Origin of the sequence: Aureimonas sp. SA4125 (genome assembly GCF_019973775.1) — a bacterium.
Lineage (GTDB): Bacteria > Pseudomonadota > Alphaproteobacteria > Rhizobiales > Rhizobiaceae > Plantimonas.
On record NZ_AP025032.1, the window covers coordinates 1,370,790 to 1,390,732 of the forward strand.

Here is a 19,943-nt window from a genome sequence, read left to right on the forward strand (position 1 = left end):
AGCGGTTTCCTCCTGTATACCTAGGCGATAGCAAGTGCCTAATTGACCGTAGGTATACAGGATATACCTGGAAGCTCCACGCAAATGGAGCAAGAGCATGTCGAAAATGAACGGAAAGATCGCGGTCGTCGCTGGCGGCGGCAGCGGGATCGGTCTCGCCACCGCCAAGCGGCTCGCGGCCGAGGGCGCAACGGTCATTGTCACAGGGCGACGCCAGGCGGAACTGGACAAGGCGGTGGCCGAAATCGGCGGGAGGGCCGAGGCGGTCCGGGGCGACTTGACGGATCCCGCCGATCTCGCCCGGCTGCACGACGCGGTCGCGGCGCGGGCCGGCAGGCTGGACATCCTCGTCTTCTCTTCCGGCGTCGCCGAAGTCCTCCCGCTCGCCGATATCACTCCGGCGCACTTCGACAAGATCTTCGACATCAACGTCCGCGCCATGGTGTTCACCGTGCAGACACTCGTTCCGCTGATGCGGGAGGGCAGCGCGATCGTTCTGGTCGGCTCGATCGCTGGTGTGATCGGCACGCCGGGCTACGGTGTCTACAATGCCAGCAAGGCGGCGGTGCGATCCTGGGCGCGGACGTGGACGGCGGAGCTCTCCAGCCGTGGCATCCGGGTCAACACACTGAGCCCAGGGCCGATCGACACGGCGATGATGGCCGCCGCCTCCGAGGAAATCAGGGCCGGCCTCGCGGCCCAAATTCCGCTCGGCCGCATGGGGCGGCCGGAGGAGGTCGCCGCCGCGGCCCTGTTTCTCGCCTCGGACGAAAGCAGTTACATCGCCGGTGCGGAATTGTGCATCGATGGCGGAATGACGCAGGTGTGAGACTCGGGCAGGGCCCGGCCTCGTGAAGATGGAAGGGCCCTTGCCATGAACAACTCCCCCCGCGACGCGGGCACCGTGCGGCTCGCCCCGACAAGGGCGGAGGCGATCGCCTGATGCGCCGGCTGCGCTCGCTCATGCGGATGACGGCGGTCCGCCTGTCGGCGATCTATCTCGCGCTGTTTGCCATCTTCGCCGTCACGCTCGTCGTCTACGTCACCGCGACGGCCGCCGGCATCCTGCAGAGCCAGGCGCGGGCGACGATCGGCGAGGAGATCGCCGAGCTCGGCCGGATCTACTACAACGGCGGCATCGTCGGCCTCGTCCGGTCGATCGAGCGACGGGCGCGCCAGCCGGGCGCCTCGCTCTATCTCGTCACCGATGCGACGGGCAGGATCCTCGCCGGCAACGTCGCCAGCCTCCAGGCCGGAATCCTCGACAAGAGCGGCTTCACCGACAAGGCTTTCGGCTACGAGCGCTTCGCCGACGACACGAGGGACCGCTACCATCTGGCGCTTGCCGAGATCGTCGCTCTGCCGAACGGCATGCGTGTGCTCGTCGGCCGTGACCAGAGCGAGCAGGAGCGGTTTCGCGTCATCGTCCAGCGGGCGCTGATCCTCGCCCTCGGCCTGATGACGGCGGGCGCGCTCTTCGCCTGGCTGATCGTCGGGCGGCGCGCGCTGAAGCGGCTCGACCAGATGTCGGCCTCGAGCGCGCGGATCCTTGCCGGCGACCTCGGCGAGCGCCTGCCGGTCACCGGCGCCGGCGACGAGTTCGACCGCCTCTCGGCCAATCTCAATACGCTGCTCGCCCGTGTCGCGCTCCTGCAGGAGGGCCTGCGCCAGGTCTCCGACAACATCGCCCACGATCTGAAGACGCCGCTGACGCGCCTGCGCAACCGCGCCGAAGGGGCGCTCGCCGACGCTTCGGCCGGCGGCGATCCGCGCGCGGCGCTGGAAAGCAACATCGCCGAAGCCGACCAGATGATCCGCACCTTCGACGCGCTGTTGATGATCAGCCGCGTCGAAGCCGGATTTCATCCGGCGGAGAAGGACGTCAGCGACGTCGCGCGGATCGTCGCCGACGTCGCCGAGCTTTACGAGCCTCTGGCCGAGGATGCCGGTGCAAAGCTGGTGACCTCGGTCGCGGGCCCCGTCGAGGCGCATGTCAGCCGGGAGCTCATCAGCCAGGCGCTGTCCAACCTCATCGACAACGCGCTGAAATACGCCGCGCGCGACGGGATGGAGACGACGGTGACGGTCGGGCTCGAACGGCGCGGCGACCGCTGTGTCCTCTCGGTCTCCGACGACGGGCCGGGCATCCCCGGGGACAAGCGCGACCGGGTTCTGGAACGTTTCTACCGGCTCGACGAGAGCCGCACGAAGCCGGGCTCCGGCCTCGGCCTGTCGCTGGTGCAGGCGATCGCGCAACTGCACGGCGGGCATCTCGCCCTTGAGGATGCGGCGCCCGGCCTTAGAGTGGTCCTCGACTTCCCCCTCGACGGAAAGGTCGTGACCCGTGACGAACCGCCCAGGCTCATCGCCGCAAGCTGAAACGCTCCGGCTGACGATCGGCGGCGACGCCGACCTCGTCCCGCTCGACGCCGCCAGAGCCGAGGCCTGGATCGCCGATCTCGCCCGGCAGGCCGATGCGAGCGCGTGCCCGCAGCTTTCCGCCCTTCTGCGTGACGTGGGCAACCCGGACCGGGCGCGCCTTGGCGCGGTCCTCGATCTGTCGAGCCATCTGAACGCCGTGATGCTGTCGCGGCCGGACTTCCTCGAACAGCTGTTCGAGACCGAGCCGCGGACCCGCATCGCCGAAATCACCGCCGCGCTGGAGGCGATGCCGTCCGAAGCGGCGAGCGAGGCGTCGGTCATGACGCAGCTGCGCGAGGCCAAGCGCGAGGTGGCGCTGCTGGTCGCGCTGCGCGAGCTTTTCGGCGCCGCCGACGGACGCGAGACGACGGCCGATCTCTCCGATCTCGCCGAGGCCGCCGTCGGCGCGGCGGTGCGCTTCGCGCTGCTGGATCTGCACAACCGCGGCAAGCTCGCGCTGCCCGATCCGGCGCATCCCGAAACCGGGTGCGGCCTCTTCGTCCTCGGCATGGGCAAGCTCGGCGGGCGCGAGCTGAACTATTCCAGCGACATCGACCTGATCGTCTTCTTCGACCCCGACGTTGCCGCGATCGTCGATGCCGACGAGAGCGTCGAGCTGTTTTCCAAGCTGGTGCGGCGGCTGATCCGGCTGATCGGCGAGCGCACCGGCGACGGCTACGTCTTCCGCACCGACCTGCGCCTGCGCCCCGACCCTGGCGCCATGCCGCTGGCGATCCCGGTGCCGGCGGCGATCACCTATTACGAGGCGTCGGGTCGAAACTGGGAGCGCGCCGCGATGATCAAGGCGCGTGTCGTCGCCGGCGACCCCGAGGCGGGCGCCGACTTCCTCGACGAGATCACCCCCTTCGTCTGGCGCAAATATCTGGACTACGCCGCCATCGCCGAGATCCAGTCGATGAAGGACCGGATCGATCGGCACCGCGGCTTCGACGGCATCGGCGTCGCCGGCCACAATGTGAAGCTCGGGCCCGGCGGCATCCGCGAGGTCGAGTTCTTCGCCCAGACCCAGCAGCTGATCGCCGGCGGCCGCAGGCCGGAGCTGCGCCTGCGCCGCACCGAGGAGACGCTCGTCGCCCTGGCCGAGGGCGGCTGGATCACGCGCGACGTCGCGGCCGAGATGACCGAGGCCTACTGGTTCCTGCGCCGCGTCGAGCATGCCATCCAGATGGTCGCCGACGAGCAGACCCACACCCTGCCGGAGGATGCCGAAGGGCTCGAGCGGGTGGCGCGGTTGACGGGATTCGCCGACCTTGCCGGTTTCTCGCAGGCGCTGCTGCCGCGCATGACGCGGGTGGAAACGCTGTTTGCCAGTCTCTTTGCCCAGCGCACCGAGCCCGACGACACGCTGCCGAAGGTCGGCGGCTTTCTCGGCGGCGAGGACGAGGCGGGCGTCACCGCCTACCTTGCCGGCCTCGGCTTCCAGAGGCCGGGCGACATCGCCCGCATCCTGCGCGGCTGGGGTGCCGGGCGGATCCGCGCGACGCGCGCCGAGGCGACGCGGCGCCAGCTCGCCAGCGTCCTGCCGGCCATGCTCGAAGCCTTTTCGCGCGCGAGCGATCCCGATGCGGCGATGGCCGCCTTCGACGGCTTCGTCTCGCGCCTGCCGGCGGGGCTCCAGTTCTTCTCGATTCTCGCCTCCAATCCGCGCCTTCTCGACCTCCTCGCCCTCGTGATCTCGGCCGCGCCGCGGCTCGCGGAGACGATCTCGCACCGGCCGCATGTCTTCGACGCGCTCCTCGACCCCGCCTTCTACCGCGAGGTGCCGACGGCAGCGGTGATGCAGGAACGGCTCGCCGCTTTCCTTGCCGACGCCGACGGCTACGAGGAGCGGCTGGTGCGCCTCCGGCTGTTTGCCTCCGAGCAGAAGTTTCTCGTCGGCGCGCGGCTCCTGTCGGGCGCGATCGAGGGAGAGACGGCGGGCGCGGTCTATTCCGCCATCGCCGACGTCGTCCTCGCCGCCGCCTTCGCCGCCGTCGAGAAGGAGTTCGCGCGGGCGCATGGGAGGATTGCCGGCGGGCGGGCGGCGCTCCTCGGCATGGGGCGTCTCGGCAGCCACGAGCTGACGGAGGGCTCGGACGTCGACCTCCTCCTCCTTTACGACCATGACGAGGGCGCCGAGGAATCGGACGGGCCGCGGCCGCTCGCCACCACCACCTACTACGCCCGCCTGACCCAGCGCCTGATCGCCGCCCTTACCGCGCCGATGGGGGAGGGCATCCTCTACGAGGTCGATTTCCGCCTCCGCCCCTCGGGCAACAAGGGACCGCTCGCCACCCATCTCGGCGCCTTCCGGCGCTATCAGGAGAACGAGGCCTGGACCTGGGAGCGCATGGCGCTGACGCGCTCGCGGCCGATCGCCGGGGATCCGGGACTGCGGCAGGCGGCCGCCGCCACCGTGCGCGACATCCTCGCTCTGCCGCGCGATCCGGCAGCGGTTCGAGCCGACGTCGCGGCGATGCGGGCCCGGATCGGGCGCGACAAGCCGGCACGCGGACCGCTCGACCTCAAACTCATCGCCGGCGGCCTGATCGACCTGGAATTCATCGCGCAATGGGCCTTTCTCGCCGGCCATGTGCCGCTCGACCTCGTCGGCCGCCCGACCGCCGAGGTGCTCGGCTATCTCGAGGGGCCGACGGACTTACCGAATGGTAATGTGCCGCTCACTTTGCGTTCATCCGCCGACGCCTACACCAGGATCATACAACTGACCCGGCTGGGTCCCGGCGGTGCCCACACCGTCGCGGCGCTTCCCCGGGGGCTGGTGAAACGGGTGGCCGAGGCCCTTGGTCTTACCGCTCCCGAGGACATCGAGCCGGCAGTTGCAGCAATGGCCGCCGCCGTGCGCCAGACGTTCGAGCGGCTGCTACCCACGGATGGCAAGGACGGCGTCTGACCACGTCGCGTCTTGCGAGACGCCCCGCGCAACAGGAGTTTCGGATGAACAGAATCAAGCAACTCGCCCTTTCGAGCGTCGTCATGACGCTGGCCGTCTCCGGCTTCGCCTTCGCCCAGACCGCGACTCCGCCGTCCGTTCCTCCCGCCACGACCGGGCAGGCTCCGGCCGCCATGCAGGACGATGACGCCATGATGGACCAGGCCGACGATCTCGGTGACGTCGACGACATCGACGCGCCGGATGCCGACCTTGGCGCCGACATGGAGGACGACGACGATGCGCCGGCCGATACCGCCGCCATGCCCGCGCCGCCGCGTCCGGGCAAGGACGGTGGCCCCGGTCGCCGCGGTGGGGCGATGGGCTGGCTCGACACCAACAAGGACGGCTCTATTGCCAAGGACGAGTTCCAGGGCCGCCGCGTCGAGCGCCTGAAGGCTGCCGACACCGACGGCAACGGCACGCTCAGCCAGGAGGAGATGGAGACCATGGTTCTGAAGCAGATCGCTGAACGCCGCGCCCGCCAGATGACGAAGCGTCTCGACATCAACGGCGACGGCACGGTCACCATCGCCGAGGTCCAGGGCATGCGCGACAAGCGCTTTGCCGTCATCGACCGCAATGACGACGGCAAGATCGATGCCCGCGAGCTGCGCGAGATCCACCGCGGCATGGGTCCGAAGCACCGCGGGATGGAGCGGGGCGGACGCCACGGGGAAATGCACGGCAAGCACCACGGCCGGCATGGCGAAGGCCACGGCCGCCACGGCGGCGAGGGCATGCGCCACGGCCACGACGGCCAGCGCATGATGCCGGGCGGCGAACGCGATCGCTACTGATCGTCCGACTCCTGCCTGAACGGCATGACGGCCCCGGAGCGATCCGGGGCCGTTTTCGTTTTGGAAGTGGTGGGTGGATGACGAGAACCGCGGGTTCCTCGCTCGGCGGATCGGCGGATCGCCCGATCCGGTTTGTACCCTATCCGCTTGTCATACCGGGTCTTCCGAGATGCCGCTCGCAACCCTTCCGGCTCGTCATCCCGGCCCTCGAGCCGGGATTCATGCCCTGACGCCGACGCTGCTCAATCGGACCACGTGCAAGTCCATCGCCGTCGATCTCGTTTGGCGGTTTGGCATGGATCTCGGGTCAAGCCCGAGGACGATAAAACAGAAACGGGCGACGCGCTGGCAGTCCGAATGGCAAATTGTGAGGAGCGTTGCCGAGCAGCCCTTACGCCTCGATGGCCCGTGTCGAGACGGTCTTGTGGCTCACCGGGACGAAGCCGGCCTCGACGTAGAGACGGCGGGCGGCCGGATGATCGAGTGTGTTCGTCTCCAGCGTCATCACCGGATTGCCCACGGCAAAGCCCGCGAAGATCGCCTCGGACAGGAGATACCGGGCAAGGCCGAGGCCGCGGAAATCGGGCAGCATGCCGAAATGCACCAGCCGCGTCTCGCCGGGCTTGCGCGCCCAGTCGAGCTCGAACCAGCCGGCCGGCGCGCCGTCGACCGAGAGGACATGGACGGCGATGCCGTCGACGTGGATTTCGTGCGCCAGCTGCTTGGCCGGCAGGAGGCGCGAGGTCCAGTGATGCGCCCGTCCCACCACCTGGTAGAGATAGGAATAATAGGACAGCGGGATGCGCGGCACGTCCTGCAACAGGAGCCTTCGCCGGATATCGGGCGCATGCTGGTGGCGGCTCGGCCGCTGACGCAGCTCGAACTGCGTGACGGTGGTTTCGAGAAGCTGCACGAGAATTACTGCACCCCGTCCGGTCCGGGGTTCTCGGCCGGCCGGCCGGTCTCGACAGGCGTGTCCGGCGCCGAGCCCCATTCCGTCCAGGAGCCGTCATAGAGTTTCGCCGAGCGGTTGCCGACGGATTCGAGGGCAAGGCTGATCACCGCGGCGGTGACGCCCGAGCCGCAGGTGGTGACGACGGGCTGGCCGGGATCGATGCCGGCCTCCGTGAAGACCGCGCGCAGCGCCTCGGGTGATTTCAAGCGGCCGTTCTCGGCGAGGAGGCCGATGGGCAAGGAGCGGGCGCCCGGCATGTGGCCGGCGCGCACGCCCGGCCGCGGCTCGGGCACTTCGGCGGCGAAGCGGTCGAGCGGACGGGCATCGGCGATCTGGATATCGCGTGCGCCGACATGCTCGCGCATGTCGGCGAGCGTCGCGACGGCACCGGCGTCGAAGCGCGGCGTGAAGGTATCCGGGGCAGGGCTCGCCGCACCGGTCTCCGTGGGGAGGCCGCCTTCCGTCCAGGCAGGAAAGCCGCCGTCGAGCAGCAGCACGCGGCGGGCACCGAAAGTTCGAAACAGCCACCAGACCCGCGGGGCCGAGAAGAGGCCCATGCCGTCATAGACGACGATCGTATCCGTTTCGGCGATCCCAAGGGCGCCGACCGCTTCGGCAAACACCTCCGCGGGCGGGATCGTGTGCGGCAGCGGGGAACCGGGCGCGACGATGGCGTCCTGATCGAAGAACACCGCGCCCGGCACGTGGCCCGCCTCGAACTCGGCCCGCGCCGCACGGTTCTGCGCCGGCAGGTACCAGGAGGCGTCGACGATCTTGAGCCTGGGCTCGCCGAGGCGGGCGGCGAGGTCGGCGGGCTTGATGAGGAGGGGGTTCTGGCTCATGCGGGACACTCTGATGGATCGGGCTGATGGATCGGGACCGACTGTTTCACTGTCTTCGCGCCTGCGTCCGGCGACCGCAAGTCTCGATATGGCCGATGCCGGGAATGCGTCCACCTCGCTCATCTCCGGCGCTGCCGCCTGCGCCCGTCAGGCTGGCATCGGACCGAAGCGCAGGCGAAGGCGGCGGTTGGCCTTGCCCTTTTTCTCGATCTTGCCGACATGCACCTCGCCGACCTCCTGCGTCTCGAGGACATGCGTGCCGCCGCAGGGCTGGGCGTCGATCTCGGCGTCCTCGCCGATGCAGACGAGGCGGATGCGCCCGGTGCCGCGCGGCGGGCGGACATTGGCAGACTTCACCAGGCCCGGGTCGGCGTCGAGCTCGGCATCGGTGATCCAGCGCGTGAAGACGGGGTGATTGGCGTCGACCAGCGCCATCAGCTCTGCCGTGACGGCGCCCTTGTCGAGATCGGCCTCGGGAATATCGAAGTCGATCCGGCTCTCTTCCGGCCCGACAGCGGCGCCCGTAACGGGAAAGGGGCAGACGACGGTCAGAAGATGCAGGGCGGTATGCATCCGCATCATCCTGTACCGTCTGGCCCAGTCGACGTGCAGGACCAGCGTCTCGCCCGGCGGGGGCAATGCGGCGCCAGGCTCTGCGCGCAGGACGATGCAGCTGCGGTCCGCCGCATAGACGGTGTCGACGACGGCGATCTGCCGCCCGTCCGACGTCTCGATGAAACCGGTGTCGCCGGGCTGGCCGCCGCCCGTGGCGTAGAAGTTCGTGGCGTCGAAGACGAGGCCGTCCTCACCGTCGAGGCGCAGGAGCCTTGACTCCATGGTCGAGAGATAGGCGTCGTCCTGATAGGCCTGGATGGTCTCCATCGGCTCAGTCGACAGGCTCGAAGGGCACGTCGTAGGCGGGCGCGCCGGCTTCCAGCCAGGCCGGCGTCGGCAGGCCCTTGGAGCGCAGGAATTCGGGGTTGAAGAGCTTCGACTGGTAGCGGTTGCCGTAGTCGCAGAGGACGGTCACGATGGTGTGGCCGGGACCCATCTCGCGCGCCATGCGGATCGCGCCGGCGATGTTGATGCCCGACGAGCCGCCGAGGCACAGCCCCTCTTCGCCGATGAGGTCGAAGACGATCTTCACGGCCTCCGCGTCCGGTATCTGATACGCGAAGTCGGGCGCAAAACCTTCGAGATTGCCGGTGATGCGGCCCTGGCCGATGCCCTCGGTGATCGAAGACCCTTCCGATTTCAGCTCGCCCGTCGTGTAGTAGCTGTAGAGCGAGGCGCCCATCGGATCGGCGAGGCCGATCTTGATGTGGCCGGAACGCCGTTTCAGGCCCATGGCCGTGCCGGCGAGCGTGCCACCGGTGCCGACGGCGCAGATGAAGCCGTCGATCTCGCCGGAGGTTGCATGCCAGATCTCCTCGGCCGTCGTGACGACATGGCCGTCGCGGTTGGCGAGGTTGTCGAACTGGTTGGCCCAGATCGCCCCTTGCGGATGCGTCGACGCCAGTTGCGCGGCGAGGCGCCCGGAAAGCTTCACGTAGTTGTTCGGGTTCTTGTAGGGAACGGCGGGAACCTCGATCAGCTCGGCCCCGAGCAGCCGCAGCGCCTCCTTCTTTTCCTCGCTCTGCGTCTCCGGAATGACGATCACGGTGCGGTAGCCGAGGACGTTCGCGACCAGCGCGAGCCCGATGCCGGTATTGCCGGCGGTGCCCTCGACGATGAGGCCGCCCGGCGCGATCAGCCCCTTCTCCTCGGCGTCGCGGATGATGAAGACGCCCGCCCGATCCTTCACCGACTGGCCGGGATTGAGGAACTCCGCCTTGCCGTAGATCTCGCAGCCGGTCTCTTCCGATGCCCGCTTCAGGCGGATCAGCGGCGTGTTGCCGATGGCGTCGAGAACATTGGTGTGTCTGAGCATGGAGGACGCCTGTCGCAGGAGGATAAGCCGGAACCTATGGTCATGACGGAGCCATGGCAAGGATCGGGCGACCTGTCGGCAACGCCGGGCAGGATGGATTTTCCGGGATCGGCCGGCGCCGCGGGACGAAGCTAATCCTTCAGCGACTTGAACGCCTCGAGCGCCCGCGCCCTGGCCAGGGCGTGATCGACGATCGGCCGGGGATAGGTTTCGCCGAGCGTGACGCCGGCTTTCGCCAGCGTCGCGGCGTCGAGCTCCCACGGGGCATGGATGTCGCGGTCGGACAGCTTCGTCAGCTCCGGCACGAATCGCCTGATGTAGACGCCGGCGGCGTCGAATTTCCGGCTCTGGGTGATCGGGTTGAAGATGCGGAAGAAGGGCTGGGCGTCGGCGCCCGAGCCTGCCACCCACTGCCATTGCGAGGCATTGCTGGCGGGATCGCCGTCGACGAGCGTGTCCCAGAACCAGTCCTCGCCGTCGCGCCAGTCGATGAGGAGATGCTTGGTGAGGAAGGACGCGGTGACCATGCGCAGGCGGTTGTGCATCCAGCCGGTCTGCCACAGCTGGCGCATCGCAGCGTCGACCAGCGGATAGCCCGTCCGGCCCTCTTGCCAGGCCTTCAGCTCCTCCGGCGCCGTGCGCCAGGGAAAGGCGTCGAAGCGGGCGTCGAAGTTGCGGCTGGCCATGGGGCCGAAGTGGGTGAGGAGATGATAGTTGAAGTCGCGCCAGACCAGCTCCTTGTCGAAGCGTTCGAGATCGCCGGCTGGCGTGTCGCGGCGCGCGGCCACCTCGTGCGCGCGGTGCCAGAGGCGGAAGGGCGAGATCTCGCCGAAGCGCAGGTGCGGCGACATGCGCGATGTCGCGTCCTCCGCCGGGCGCTCGCGGCCTGCATCGTAGTCGCCGAGGCTCTCGGCGCAGAACCGGTCGAAGCGTGCATGCGCCGCCGCCTCGCCGGGCTCGAAGGCTTCCGCAAGGCCCCCGGACCAGTCCGGGCGCGTCGGCAGGAGCTTCCAGGCAGCCAGATCGTCGGACCGGGGGCCGTTCGTGGAAAGGCCTTGGATTTTCGTTGGCGCATCTACCGGCGCCCGCGGCGCGCCATCGGCCGACAGCGACTTCCAGAACGGCGTGTAGACCCGGTAGGTGTTGCCGGTCTTCGTCTTAACCGCGGAGGGGTCGTGCAGGATATGGCCGCCGAAGCGCCGGACGTCGATGTCGTCCAGCGCGGCGGCGATGTCGTCGTCGACCGCGACCGCGTCCTGCTCGTAGCGGCGGTTGAACCAAAGCGCCATTGCGCCGGCCTCGTCCAATACGGCCGGGACGATTTCCGCCGCCCGCCCGCGGCGCAGGACCAGCCGTCCGCCCAGCGCCTCGATCGCCTGCGAGAAGGCGGCGAGCGAATGGTGCAGCCACCACCGATGCGCGCCGCCGAGTGGCCGCGGGCCTTCGCTTTCCAGGACGTAGAGAATGACGACCGGCCTCCCGGTCTGGCAGGCCGCGGCAAGGACCGGGTTGTCGTCGAGGCGAAGGTCGTCGCGCAGCCAGACGAGGATCGGGCCGGCTTCGGGGGAGTCTGGGGCTGTCATGCTTCTCGCTTGTCGGACGGAGGTCGTCACAAGCTAAGGCTCGGCGCTCGGCCTGACAGGTGCAGGCATGGCCGGGCGAAGCAGGTCGCGATCACGCCACCGTCATTTCAGAGCGGGGGTTCCGGCCTGCCTTCGATATGCAAGGCCGGTTTCGATCACGGTTAGGCACTTGGCTCAGGAACCGCGCGCGGCGGCCTGAGCGGTGGAGCCAGATGTCTTCGAGCAGCGCCCTTCCTCCAAGGAATGTTTGGCGCTTCCGCCGCACGGCGCTCCGATGTCGGTGGCGCGCCGCGATCCAGAACGTCCTGCGGTCGAAATCGGTCTCGGGCCGCTGCGACGGGGCCGGGGCTGCCTCGCTCGGACTCTCCACCGCTTTTATAGATCGGCGCCGCGCAAAGCAAAGAGCGCGCCTTGCGCCGGGTGCATCCTGCAACCGGGTGAGGGGACGACGCGTGACGGGCTTTACCGATCGAGGTATCGCATCGGAGACCGGGGCTGCGACCCGCTGATGCGCGTTCAGCCGCTGCGGCATCGGCGGCGACCCCACGCCGACGGAGCGGCCAATCCTCCGTCGCGCAGCCTATCGCTCAGGCGGCCTTGGCCCTGGCGCTGTCGGGAAGGCCTGCGTAACTGTCGAGGGGCATGCGGACCGAAACCACTGTCCCGATGCCGACGGTCGAGGCGATGCGCATGCGTCCGCCGTGCAGTTCCACCAGCGAGCGTGCGATGGCGAGGCCGAGCCCGGTCCCCTTGTTCGTCCGCGTCAGCTCGTTCTCGACCTGCTCGAAGGGCCGGCCGAGGCTTCGCAGCGATTCCTTCGGGATGCCGATGCCGCTGTCCGAAATGGAGATGATAGCGGCTCCGCTCACTTGCCGCGCCCGAATCTCGATGCGGCCGCCCGGATCGGTGAACTTGATGGCGTTGGCCAGGAGATTGAGGAGGATCTGCTTCGTCGCGCGGCGATCGGCCGCGAGGGCGAGGCTTTCCGGCAGCGCGGCGACGAAGGTGAGCGCTTTGCGCTCGGCCTGCACCTCGACGATCTTTGTCGCCTCGCCGATGATCTCGGCCAGATTGATCGGCTCGCGCGCCAGGAGGAGACGTCCCGCCTCGATCTTCGACATGTCGAGAATGTCGTTGATCAGCTTCAGGAGGTAGTGCCCGCTGTCGTGAATGTCGGAGGCGTATTCGGTGTATTTCGGGCAACCGATCGGACCGAACGAGCCTTCGCGCATGATTTCGGAGAAGCCGATGATGGCGTTGAGCGGCGTGCGCAGCTCGTGGCTCATATTGGCGAGGAAAGTGGTCTTGGCCCGGTTGGCCGCCTCAGCCTTTTCCTTTTCGACGATGTAGGATGTGTTCACCATCGAGAGCTGGCCTGCCTTCGCCTCGGCGTCGCGGCGTGCGATGGACAGGTCCTCGATCGTGGCCATCAGCCGGCGCTCGGAATCGTAGAGGCGCTCCTGGTTCATCTTGATCTGGGTGATGTCGGTGCCGATGGAGACGAAGCCGCCATCGGAGGTCTTGCGTTCGGAGACCTGCAGCCAGCGCCCGTCTGCGAGCATGACCTCGGTGACGCGTTCGCCGGCGACGAAGGTGGGGCTTGCGATGCTGCGCGTCTCGATCGGCTTGCGGGCCCTCACGCTGACGTCGTCGAAGGGTGTGCCAGGCACGACGGCCGAGTCCGGCAGGCCGTAGACTTCCTGGTACTGGTTGTTGCAGAGCACGAGGCGGCCGCGGCTGTCCCAGAGAACGAAGCTCTCCGAGATGTTCTCGACGGCGTTGTGCAGGCGCATGTTCGCCTCGTCGGTGCGCCGGGCCAGCGCCTGCTGCTCGGTGACATCGACGGCCACGCCGATGATGTGGATGTCGTTGTCGGCATTGCGGGTGATCTCGGCGCGCGCCCTGAGCCAGATATAGGCGCCGTCGCTGCGCCGCATACGGAAGGAGCGGTCGAGGTTCTTGATCTTGCCGGAGGCGATGGCGCGGGCCACGGTGAACAGGCTGCCGTCGTCGGGATGCATGAGCTGTGCGACGTCGCCGAAGGAGAGGACGCCGTCCTGCGCAGGCATTTCCAGAATCTCGTACATCGACCGCGACCAGTAGATCCGTCCGCGCGACAGGTCCCAGTCCCACAGGCCGCAGCGCCCGCGCGACAGCGCCGTGTCGACGCGCTGATGGGTGACGAGATAGAGCTCGTCCGCCTCGCGGGTGCGCATCGACTGCCGGAAATAGGCGTAGAGGATGACCAGCATGATGAGGCTGGTGAGGGCGAAGAAGGTGACGTTGACCGAGACGGTGCGGCGCCAGGCGGCAAAGAGGTCGCTCTCGGTCTGAATGAAGGTGACCGAGCCGAGTGGTGCCTTGAGGGTGGCGTTCGTCACGAGCGCGGCCTCGCCGCCGAGTTGGGTGCGCAGCATGCCGGCGCGCTCGCCGAACATCAAAAGCGGCTGAATGCCGCCGAACATCGAGGCCAGATCTCGCCCGAGATACTGTTCGTAGCCGGGGAGGGTGGCGACGATCTGGCCCAGCGGATCGGCGATGACGACGAAACGGCCGTCGCCGATGAGTTCCCGGGGCAGCGCGCTCGTGAGGAGTTCCACGCCCTGGTTGGCGGCGCTGGGGCCGTCGGCGCTGCCGGCGTCGCTCGGATATTGGCGGCTGGCCTGCTCCGCCCGGACGAGGCTTGCGCCGAGGCGCAGCGTCTGGCTCGCCGTCGTCTCGATGAACTGGCGCTCCTCCATGAGCGAGACGAAGCGGGCGATCGCGAGGATGGCGAGGAAGCTCACGATGAGGATCGGGATGGTCCGTCGCAGCGTCGGTTCTGCGTCGACAAGCCGGTGCCATCTCCGGCCCGCCAGCGAGCGAACCCGCGTCGTCATCTTGTCTTTCGCTCTCAGCAGGCCCTCAAGCCGGGACAAGCGTCCCCCTGCCGGAACGCTTGACGCGTCCGCACTCATCGCTTCAGACCTTTTGTATGACCCCTCGGCGATCCGCATGCCGCACATCCGAATCAGTGTCACTTGATCAGACGCGAATCACCTTGTCCATACCTTAACGAAGCGTGAACCCCGCTCTGTGACCCAGAGTCAATTAGCGCAGGGATCTTTCAACAATGTCCTTAAGATCTGTAGAAAGATTTTTCTTTTCAATAAGTTGCGCAAGGACAGCGCGCGCCTTCTCGCGCCGTACGCTCTCGAAGCAGCGCCAGGATCGAAAGGCCGTGGCGATGCGCGCGGCGATCTGCGGATTGAGTTCGTCGAGGGCCTGAATCATTTCCGCCACGAAGGCATAGCCGGCGCCGTCGGCCCGGTTGAACCCGACCTGGTTGCCGGCGGCAAATGCGCCGATCAGCGCCCGTGCCCGGTTCGGATTGGCGAGACGGAAGGCGGGATGCCCGGCCAGACCTCGAACGGTCTGCAGCGCGGTCGCGGAAGGGGCCGTCGCCTGCAGCGAGAACCATTTGTCGATGACGAGCGCATTGCCCTCGAAGCGGCGGTAGAAGTCGGCAAGGGCGTCGCGCGTCGCCGCATCCTCGGGGAAGCGATGGCAGAGGAGCGTCAGCGCCGTGAGCTGCTCGGTCATGTTGTCGGCCGCGCGGTACTGCTCGGCGGCGCGGTCGGGGCTGTTGCTGGCGGCCAGAAGGAAGTCGAGGAGCACCGAGCTCAGCGCCCGCCGGCCGGCGCTGGCGGCGTCCGGCGAGAAGGGGGCGCGATCGACAAGGCTCTCGAACAGCGGAATGAACTGTTTCTCGCCGCGCTGCGCGATGGCGGTGACCACGGCGCGACGGGCAGTGTGGATCGCGTCGGGATCGACGTTCTCGCCGAGAAGGCGGGCGATGTCGGCTTCGCTCGGCAGGGACAGCGCCTGCGCGCGCAGCGCCGGCTCCAGGGTCTCGTCGAGCCCGGTGGCGATCAGCGCATCGGCGATGGCCGGGTCGAGCCGGACCTCGCCGCCGCCGCGGGCCTCGATGGTCGCGGCCTGCAGCACCTCGCCGACGAGGTCGGAAAGCGCCCGCCACCGGTTGAACGGGTTGCCGTCGAGCCGGGCGAGGGCGAGCCGGTCGCTCTCGCGCTGGGTGGTGCGCAGCGCGACGGGGGCCGAAAAGTCGCGCAGGATCGACACATAGGGCCGTTCGCCGAGGCCCTCGAAGACGACGGTCGTCTCGGCGCCGCGCAGGTGGATGACGTCTTCCGTTACAGTGCCGCCGTCGCCGACGCGCGCCACGGGCTCGATGTCATGGCCATTGGCGCCGACGAGGCCGAAGCGAACGGGAATGTGGAGGGGCAGGGTGCCGGTGCCGGCGGGCCCCTGCGCAAGGTTCTGGCTCAGGGTCAGCGTCAACTCGCCACGGTCCGCGTCGTACTGCTCCGCGACCTTGAGGACGGGCGTCCCGGCCTGGCTGTACCAGCGCGCGAACTGCGTGAGATCGGCGCCGGTCGCGTCGACGAAGCAGGCGAGGAAATCCTCGATCGTCGCGGCATCGCCGTCATGGCGCTCGAAATAGAGATCCATTCCGGCGCGAAAGCCCTTCTCGCCGACGATGGTCGCGATCATCCGCACGAGCTCGGCGCCCTTGTCGTAGATCGTCGCGGTATAGAAGTTGGAAATCTCCTTGTACTCGCTCGGGCGCACCGGATGCTGCAGTGGGCCCTGGTCCTCGGGAAACTGGTGGGCCGTCAGGCCGCGGACCGAAGCGATGCGCTTGACGGCGGCCGAGCGCTCGTCGGCGGAGAACTCCTGGTCGCGGTAGACCGTCAGGCCTTCCTTCAGGCAGAGCTGGAACCAGTCGCGGCAGGTGATGCGGTTGCCGGTCCAGTTGTGGAAGTACTCGTGCGCGATCACCGTCTCGACGCCGGCATAGTCGCCGTCGGTGGCGGTCTCCGGATCGAGCAGAACGTATTTGTGGTTGAAGACGTTGAGACCCTTGTTCTCCATCGCCCCCATGTTGAAGTCGGAGATGGCGACGATCGAGAAGACGTCGAGATCGTATTCGCGGCCAAAACGCTTCTCGTCCCAGACCATGGAGCGCTTCAGGGCGTCCATGGCGTAGAGCGCCTCGTGGGCGCGGCCCTTCTCGGTGTAGATGTCGAGCGCGACGCGCCGGCCGCTCATCGTGGTGAAGTGGTCGCCGAGCCGGTCGAGATCGCCGGCGACGAGCGCGAAGAGGTAGGACGGCTTGGGGAACGGATCGTCCCAGACGGCGAAGTGCCGGCCACCCTCCATGAGACCGTGCTCGGCCGGATTGCCGTTCGAGAGGAGCACCGGCGCCTCGGCCTTGTCGGCCTCGATGCGCACGCGGTAGGTCGCCAGCACGTCGGGCCGGTCCGGGAAATAGGTGATGCGACGAAACCCTTCCGCCTCGCACTGCGTGCACCAGACGCCGTTCGACCGGTAGAGCCCCATCAGCTTGGTGTTCAGCTGCGGCTGCAGGCGCGTCTCGATGGCGAGGGTGAAGCTGCCTTTGTCCGGCAGGCCGCGGATCGTCAGGCCCTGCGGCGTCGCATCGTAGCGGGCCGTGTCCAATGGCGCGCCGTCGAGGGTGAGTGAAACGAGGGTGAGTTCGTCGCCGTCGAGAACGAGATCGGCGCCCGCCACCGAACCATCGCGGCGTTCCAGCGTCAGGAGTGTCAGGACGTCGGCCTGCTCGGCGAAGAGCTGAACGCGCATGTCGACTGTCGCCAGGCGAAAATCGGTCGGACGATAGTCGGACAGGCGGGTGACCTGATCCTGATTGGGGCGGAGCATGATGGCAGTCCTCAAGAAATCATCGGCTTTTGTCGTGGGATAGACCCTGGCGCCGGCTTTGCCAATCGATGCGGCCCCGCTGCGGCGTCATCGACGCGGCATCGTGCGCGCCCTCGTGCTTTCGGTCTCGACGCGACGCGATTTGCGCCATACCTATTGTCATCTCGTTTTCGCCCGTTCCGGGCCACCCGCCGGTATCGTTTCCCGACAGCACACCGGCGGCCCGTTCAAGGAGCCTCCCCGCATGACCATCATGACGCCGAAATTCGGTCTCGGCGCTTCCGTGCTGCGCAAGGAAGACGACGCCTTCATTCGCGGAATGGGCCAGTACACCGACGACGAGACCCGCGAGGGCCTGCTCCATGCCGTACTCGTGCGCTCGCCACATGCGCATGCGACCTTTGCCATCGGCGATCTCGAGGCCGTGCGGTCGGCGCCGGGCGTTCGGCTCGTTCTCACCCATGCCGACATCGCCCATCTCGGCGACTTGCCGTGCCAGGCGCTGGTCGGGCAGGCCGACGGATCGAAGTTCGATCCGCGTGATGCGCCGGTCCTGTGCAAGGACACGGTCCGTCATGTCGGCGACGCCATCGCCGTCGTGGTCGCCGACTCGCCGTTCGAGGCGCGGGATGCGGCCGAGCTGTTCGAGGTCGACTACACGCCGCTTCCCGTCGTGCCGGACCTGACGGCGGCACGCCGCGAGGGCGGCCCGCTGGTTTGGGAGAACAAGGGCAGCAACGTCGCCGGCGTGATGCACGAGGGCGACAAGGCCAAGGTCCAGGCCGCCTTCATCGAGGCCGCGCACGTGACCGAGATCGCCATCGTCCAGAACCGCCTCGTCTGCAACTATCTGGAAGTGCGCTCGGCCGTCGGCGAGTTCGACGCCGCGACCGGCCAGTATCTTCTCACCACGGGCAGCCAGGGCGTCCATGGCATGCGCAACGCGCTGGCCGAGCGCGTGCTGAAGGTCGGCACCGACAAGGTCCGCGTCGTCACCCGCGACGTCGGCGGCGGTTTCGGCACGAAGGCCTTCCTGTACCGCGAGCACGTGCTCGTGCTGGTCGCCGCCGAGCGCCTGGGCGCGCCGGTGAAGTGCACCGCCGACCGCTCGGAGCATTTCGTCACGGACGCCCACGGCCGCGACAATCTCGTGACGGCGCGCATGGCGATCGACAAGGACGGCAAGTTCCTCGCGCTGCAGATCGACCTCCACGCCAATCTCGGCGCCTACTCCTCGCAGTACGGCCCGATGATCCCGTGGTTCGGCATGTCGATGGCGACGGGCCTCTACGACATCCCGGCCGTCGACGTCGACTGCCACTCCTACTACACCCACACCGTGCCGGTGGACGCCTATCGCGGTGCCGGGCGACCGGAGGCGGCCTATCTGATCGAGCGCCTCGTCGATTCCTGCGCCATCGAGCTCGGCCTTGGCCGCGACGAGATCCGCCGCCGCAACTTCATCCGCCCGGACCAGCTGCCCTACACGACGCCGCTCGGCCGCATGTACGACACCGGCGACTTCGCCGGCCATTTGACCGAGGCCATGCGCCGCGCCGATTGGGACAGTTTCGAGACCCGTCGCGAGGCTGCCAAGGCCGAGGGCAAGCTCCTCGGCATCGGTCTGGCCACCTATGTCGAGGCCTGCGCCTTTCCCGGATCCGAACCCGCCTATGTCGAGCTGATGCCGTCCGGCCGGGTCGAATTGAAGATCGGCACCCAGTCGAACGGCCAGGGCCACGCCACGGCCTACGCCCAGTTCGTCGGCGAGGCGCTGAAGCTCGACTACGACATGATCGACGTGCGCCAGGGTGACACCGACGACACGCCGACCGGGGGCGGCACCGGCGGCTCGCGCTCGATTCCGCTCGGCGCCGTCTCGGTGCGCCGTGCTTCGGAGAATCTCGCCGACAAATTGAGGAAGCTCGCCGCCGACGAGCTGGAATCGGCGGCTGGCGACATCGAGATCGAGGGCGGCGAGGCCCGCATCGTCGGCACCGATCGCGCCATCGGCTTTGCCGCGCTCGCCGCGCTGGCCAAGAGTGCCGACGATCTGAAGGCGGTCGGCGAGTTCAAGCAGACCGAGGCGACCTATCCGAACGGCACGCATGTCGCCGAAGTCGAGATCGAGGCCGATACCGGCGCGGTGAAGCTGTCGCGCTACACCATCGTCGACGATTTCGGCGTGACGGTGAATCCGATCCTCCTCGCCGGCCAGATCCATGGCGGCGTCGCGCAGGGCATCGGCCAGGCGCTGGTCGAGAACGCCGTCTACGACGAGGAGGGACAGCTCGTCACCGCCAGCTTCATGGACTACGCCATGCCGCGCGCCGGCGATTTCCCCTTCTTCGACTTCCGCACCCGCAACGTGCCCTCGACGACCAACGCTCTCGGCATCAAGGGCGCCGGCGAGGCCGGCACGATCGGCGCGGCGCCGGCGGTGATGAACGCCGTGCAGGATGCGCTCCGGCATGTCGGGGCGCCGCATCTCGACATGCCGGCGACGCCGCTGCGCGTGTGGGAAGCGCTGAACGCCGCGGGCTGAGCCCGCCGGGCGGGCGGCGTCACGCCACGTCGCCCGCCGTCTCGGTCGGGATCGCCGTCCCGGTTCTTTGGGCGCCGTCCCGTCCGCTTTCTGGACCTCGTCACCTCAGTCGTCGCCGGGTCGTTCCCGGCATGACGGGGCTGAGGTCGTCGAACGGGGACGTTTCCGG

12 protein-coding genes are annotated in these 19,943 nt (G+C 68.2%); 5 read left to right on the forward strand and 7 right to left on the reverse strand.

What is annotated here, in order from left to right; translation table 11 throughout:
• Window positions 1-97: 97 nt before the first annotated feature.
• The 4 genes from Sa4125_RS06300 (at window position 98) to Sa4125_RS06315 (ending at window position 6,174) form a co-directional block, all read left to right on the forward strand.
• Window positions 98-829: a glucose 1-dehydrogenase gene (locus Sa4125_RS06300; RefSeq protein WP_224004923.1), complete on the forward strand. Its 732-nt coding sequence runs from the start codon at window positions 98-100 to the stop codon at window positions 827-829.
• A 110-nt stretch (window positions 830-939) separates the two neighbouring features.
• The gene (locus tag Sa4125_RS06305) at window positions 940-2,379 is read left to right on the forward strand and encodes an ATP-binding protein (protein WP_224007587.1); all 1,440 of its coding nucleotides are present in this window, start codon (window positions 940-942) and stop codon (window positions 2,377-2,379) included.
• The gene (locus Sa4125_RS06310; RefSeq protein WP_224004925.1) at window positions 2,345-5,335 is read left to right on the forward strand and encodes a bifunctional [glutamine synthetase] adenylyltransferase/[glutamine synthetase]-adenylyl-L-tyrosine phosphorylase; all 2,991 of its coding nucleotides are present in this window, start codon (window positions 2,345-2,347) and stop codon (window positions 5,333-5,335) included. Before Sa4125_RS06305 ends, Sa4125_RS06310 begins: the two co-directional genes overlap by 35 nt.
• A 44-nt stretch (window positions 5,336-5,379) precedes the next feature.
• The gene (locus Sa4125_RS06315) at window positions 5,380-6,174 is read left to right on the forward strand and encodes a hypothetical protein (RefSeq protein WP_224004927.1); all 795 of its coding nucleotides are present in this window, start codon (window positions 5,380-5,382) and stop codon (window positions 6,172-6,174) included.
• Between the two features lie 391 nt (window positions 6,175-6,565).
• Here the strand turns inward: Sa4125_RS06315 and Sa4125_RS06320 are convergent, their stop codons facing one another.
• From Sa4125_RS06320 to pepN, 7 genes are all read right to left on the reverse strand, one after another.
• The gene (locus tag Sa4125_RS06320; protein WP_224004929.1) at window positions 6,566-7,087 is read right to left on the reverse strand and encodes a GNAT family N-acetyltransferase; all 522 of its coding nucleotides are present in this window, start codon (window positions 7,085-7,087) and stop codon (window positions 6,566-6,568) included.
• Between the two features lie 5 nt (window positions 7,088-7,092).
• Window positions 7,093-7,971: a 3-mercaptopyruvate sulfurtransferase gene (sseA, locus tag Sa4125_RS06325; RefSeq protein ID WP_224004931.1), complete on the reverse strand. Its 879-nt coding sequence runs from the start codon at window positions 7,969-7,971 to the stop codon at window positions 7,093-7,095.
• Between the two features lie 147 nt (window positions 7,972-8,118).
• Window positions 8,119-8,853 carry an alanyl-tRNA editing protein gene (locus tag Sa4125_RS06330; protein WP_224004933.1) on the reverse strand — a complete coding sequence of 245 codons (735 nt, stop codon included), beginning with the start codon at window positions 8,851-8,853 and terminating at the stop codon, window positions 8,119-8,121.
• Between the two features lie 4 nt (window positions 8,854-8,857).
• On the reverse strand, window positions 8,858-9,901 hold the full coding sequence (locus Sa4125_RS06335) for a cysteine synthase A (RefSeq protein ID WP_224004935.1): 1,044 nt from the start codon (window positions 9,899-9,901) through the stop codon (window positions 8,858-8,860).
• 131 nt (window positions 9,902-10,032) lie between these two features.
• Window positions 10,033-11,484, reverse strand: a complete 1,452-nt coding sequence (locus Sa4125_RS06340) for a deoxyribodipyrimidine photo-lyase (RefSeq protein WP_224004938.1) — start codon at window positions 11,482-11,484, stop codon at window positions 10,033-10,035.
• A gap of 587 nt (window positions 11,485-12,071) precedes the next feature.
• Entirely contained in the window at window positions 12,072-14,363 is a 2,292-nt protein-coding gene (locus Sa4125_RS06345; RefSeq protein ID WP_224004942.1) for a PAS domain-containing sensor histidine kinase, read from the reverse strand.
• 211 nt (window positions 14,364-14,574) lie between these two features.
• Window positions 14,575-17,229, reverse strand: a complete 2,655-nt coding sequence (pepN, locus tag Sa4125_RS06350) for an aminopeptidase N (RefSeq protein WP_224004945.1) — start codon at window positions 17,227-17,229, stop codon at window positions 14,575-14,577.
• A gap of 244 nt (window positions 17,230-17,473) precedes the next feature.
• Between pepN and Sa4125_RS06355 the strand changes: the two genes are divergently transcribed.
• Window positions 17,474-19,774, forward strand: coding sequence for a xanthine dehydrogenase family protein molybdopterin-binding subunit (locus Sa4125_RS06355; protein WP_224004948.1), 2,301 nt, complete (start codon window positions 17,474-17,476; stop codon window positions 19,772-19,774).
• Window positions 19,775-19,943: the final 169 nt, after the last annotated feature.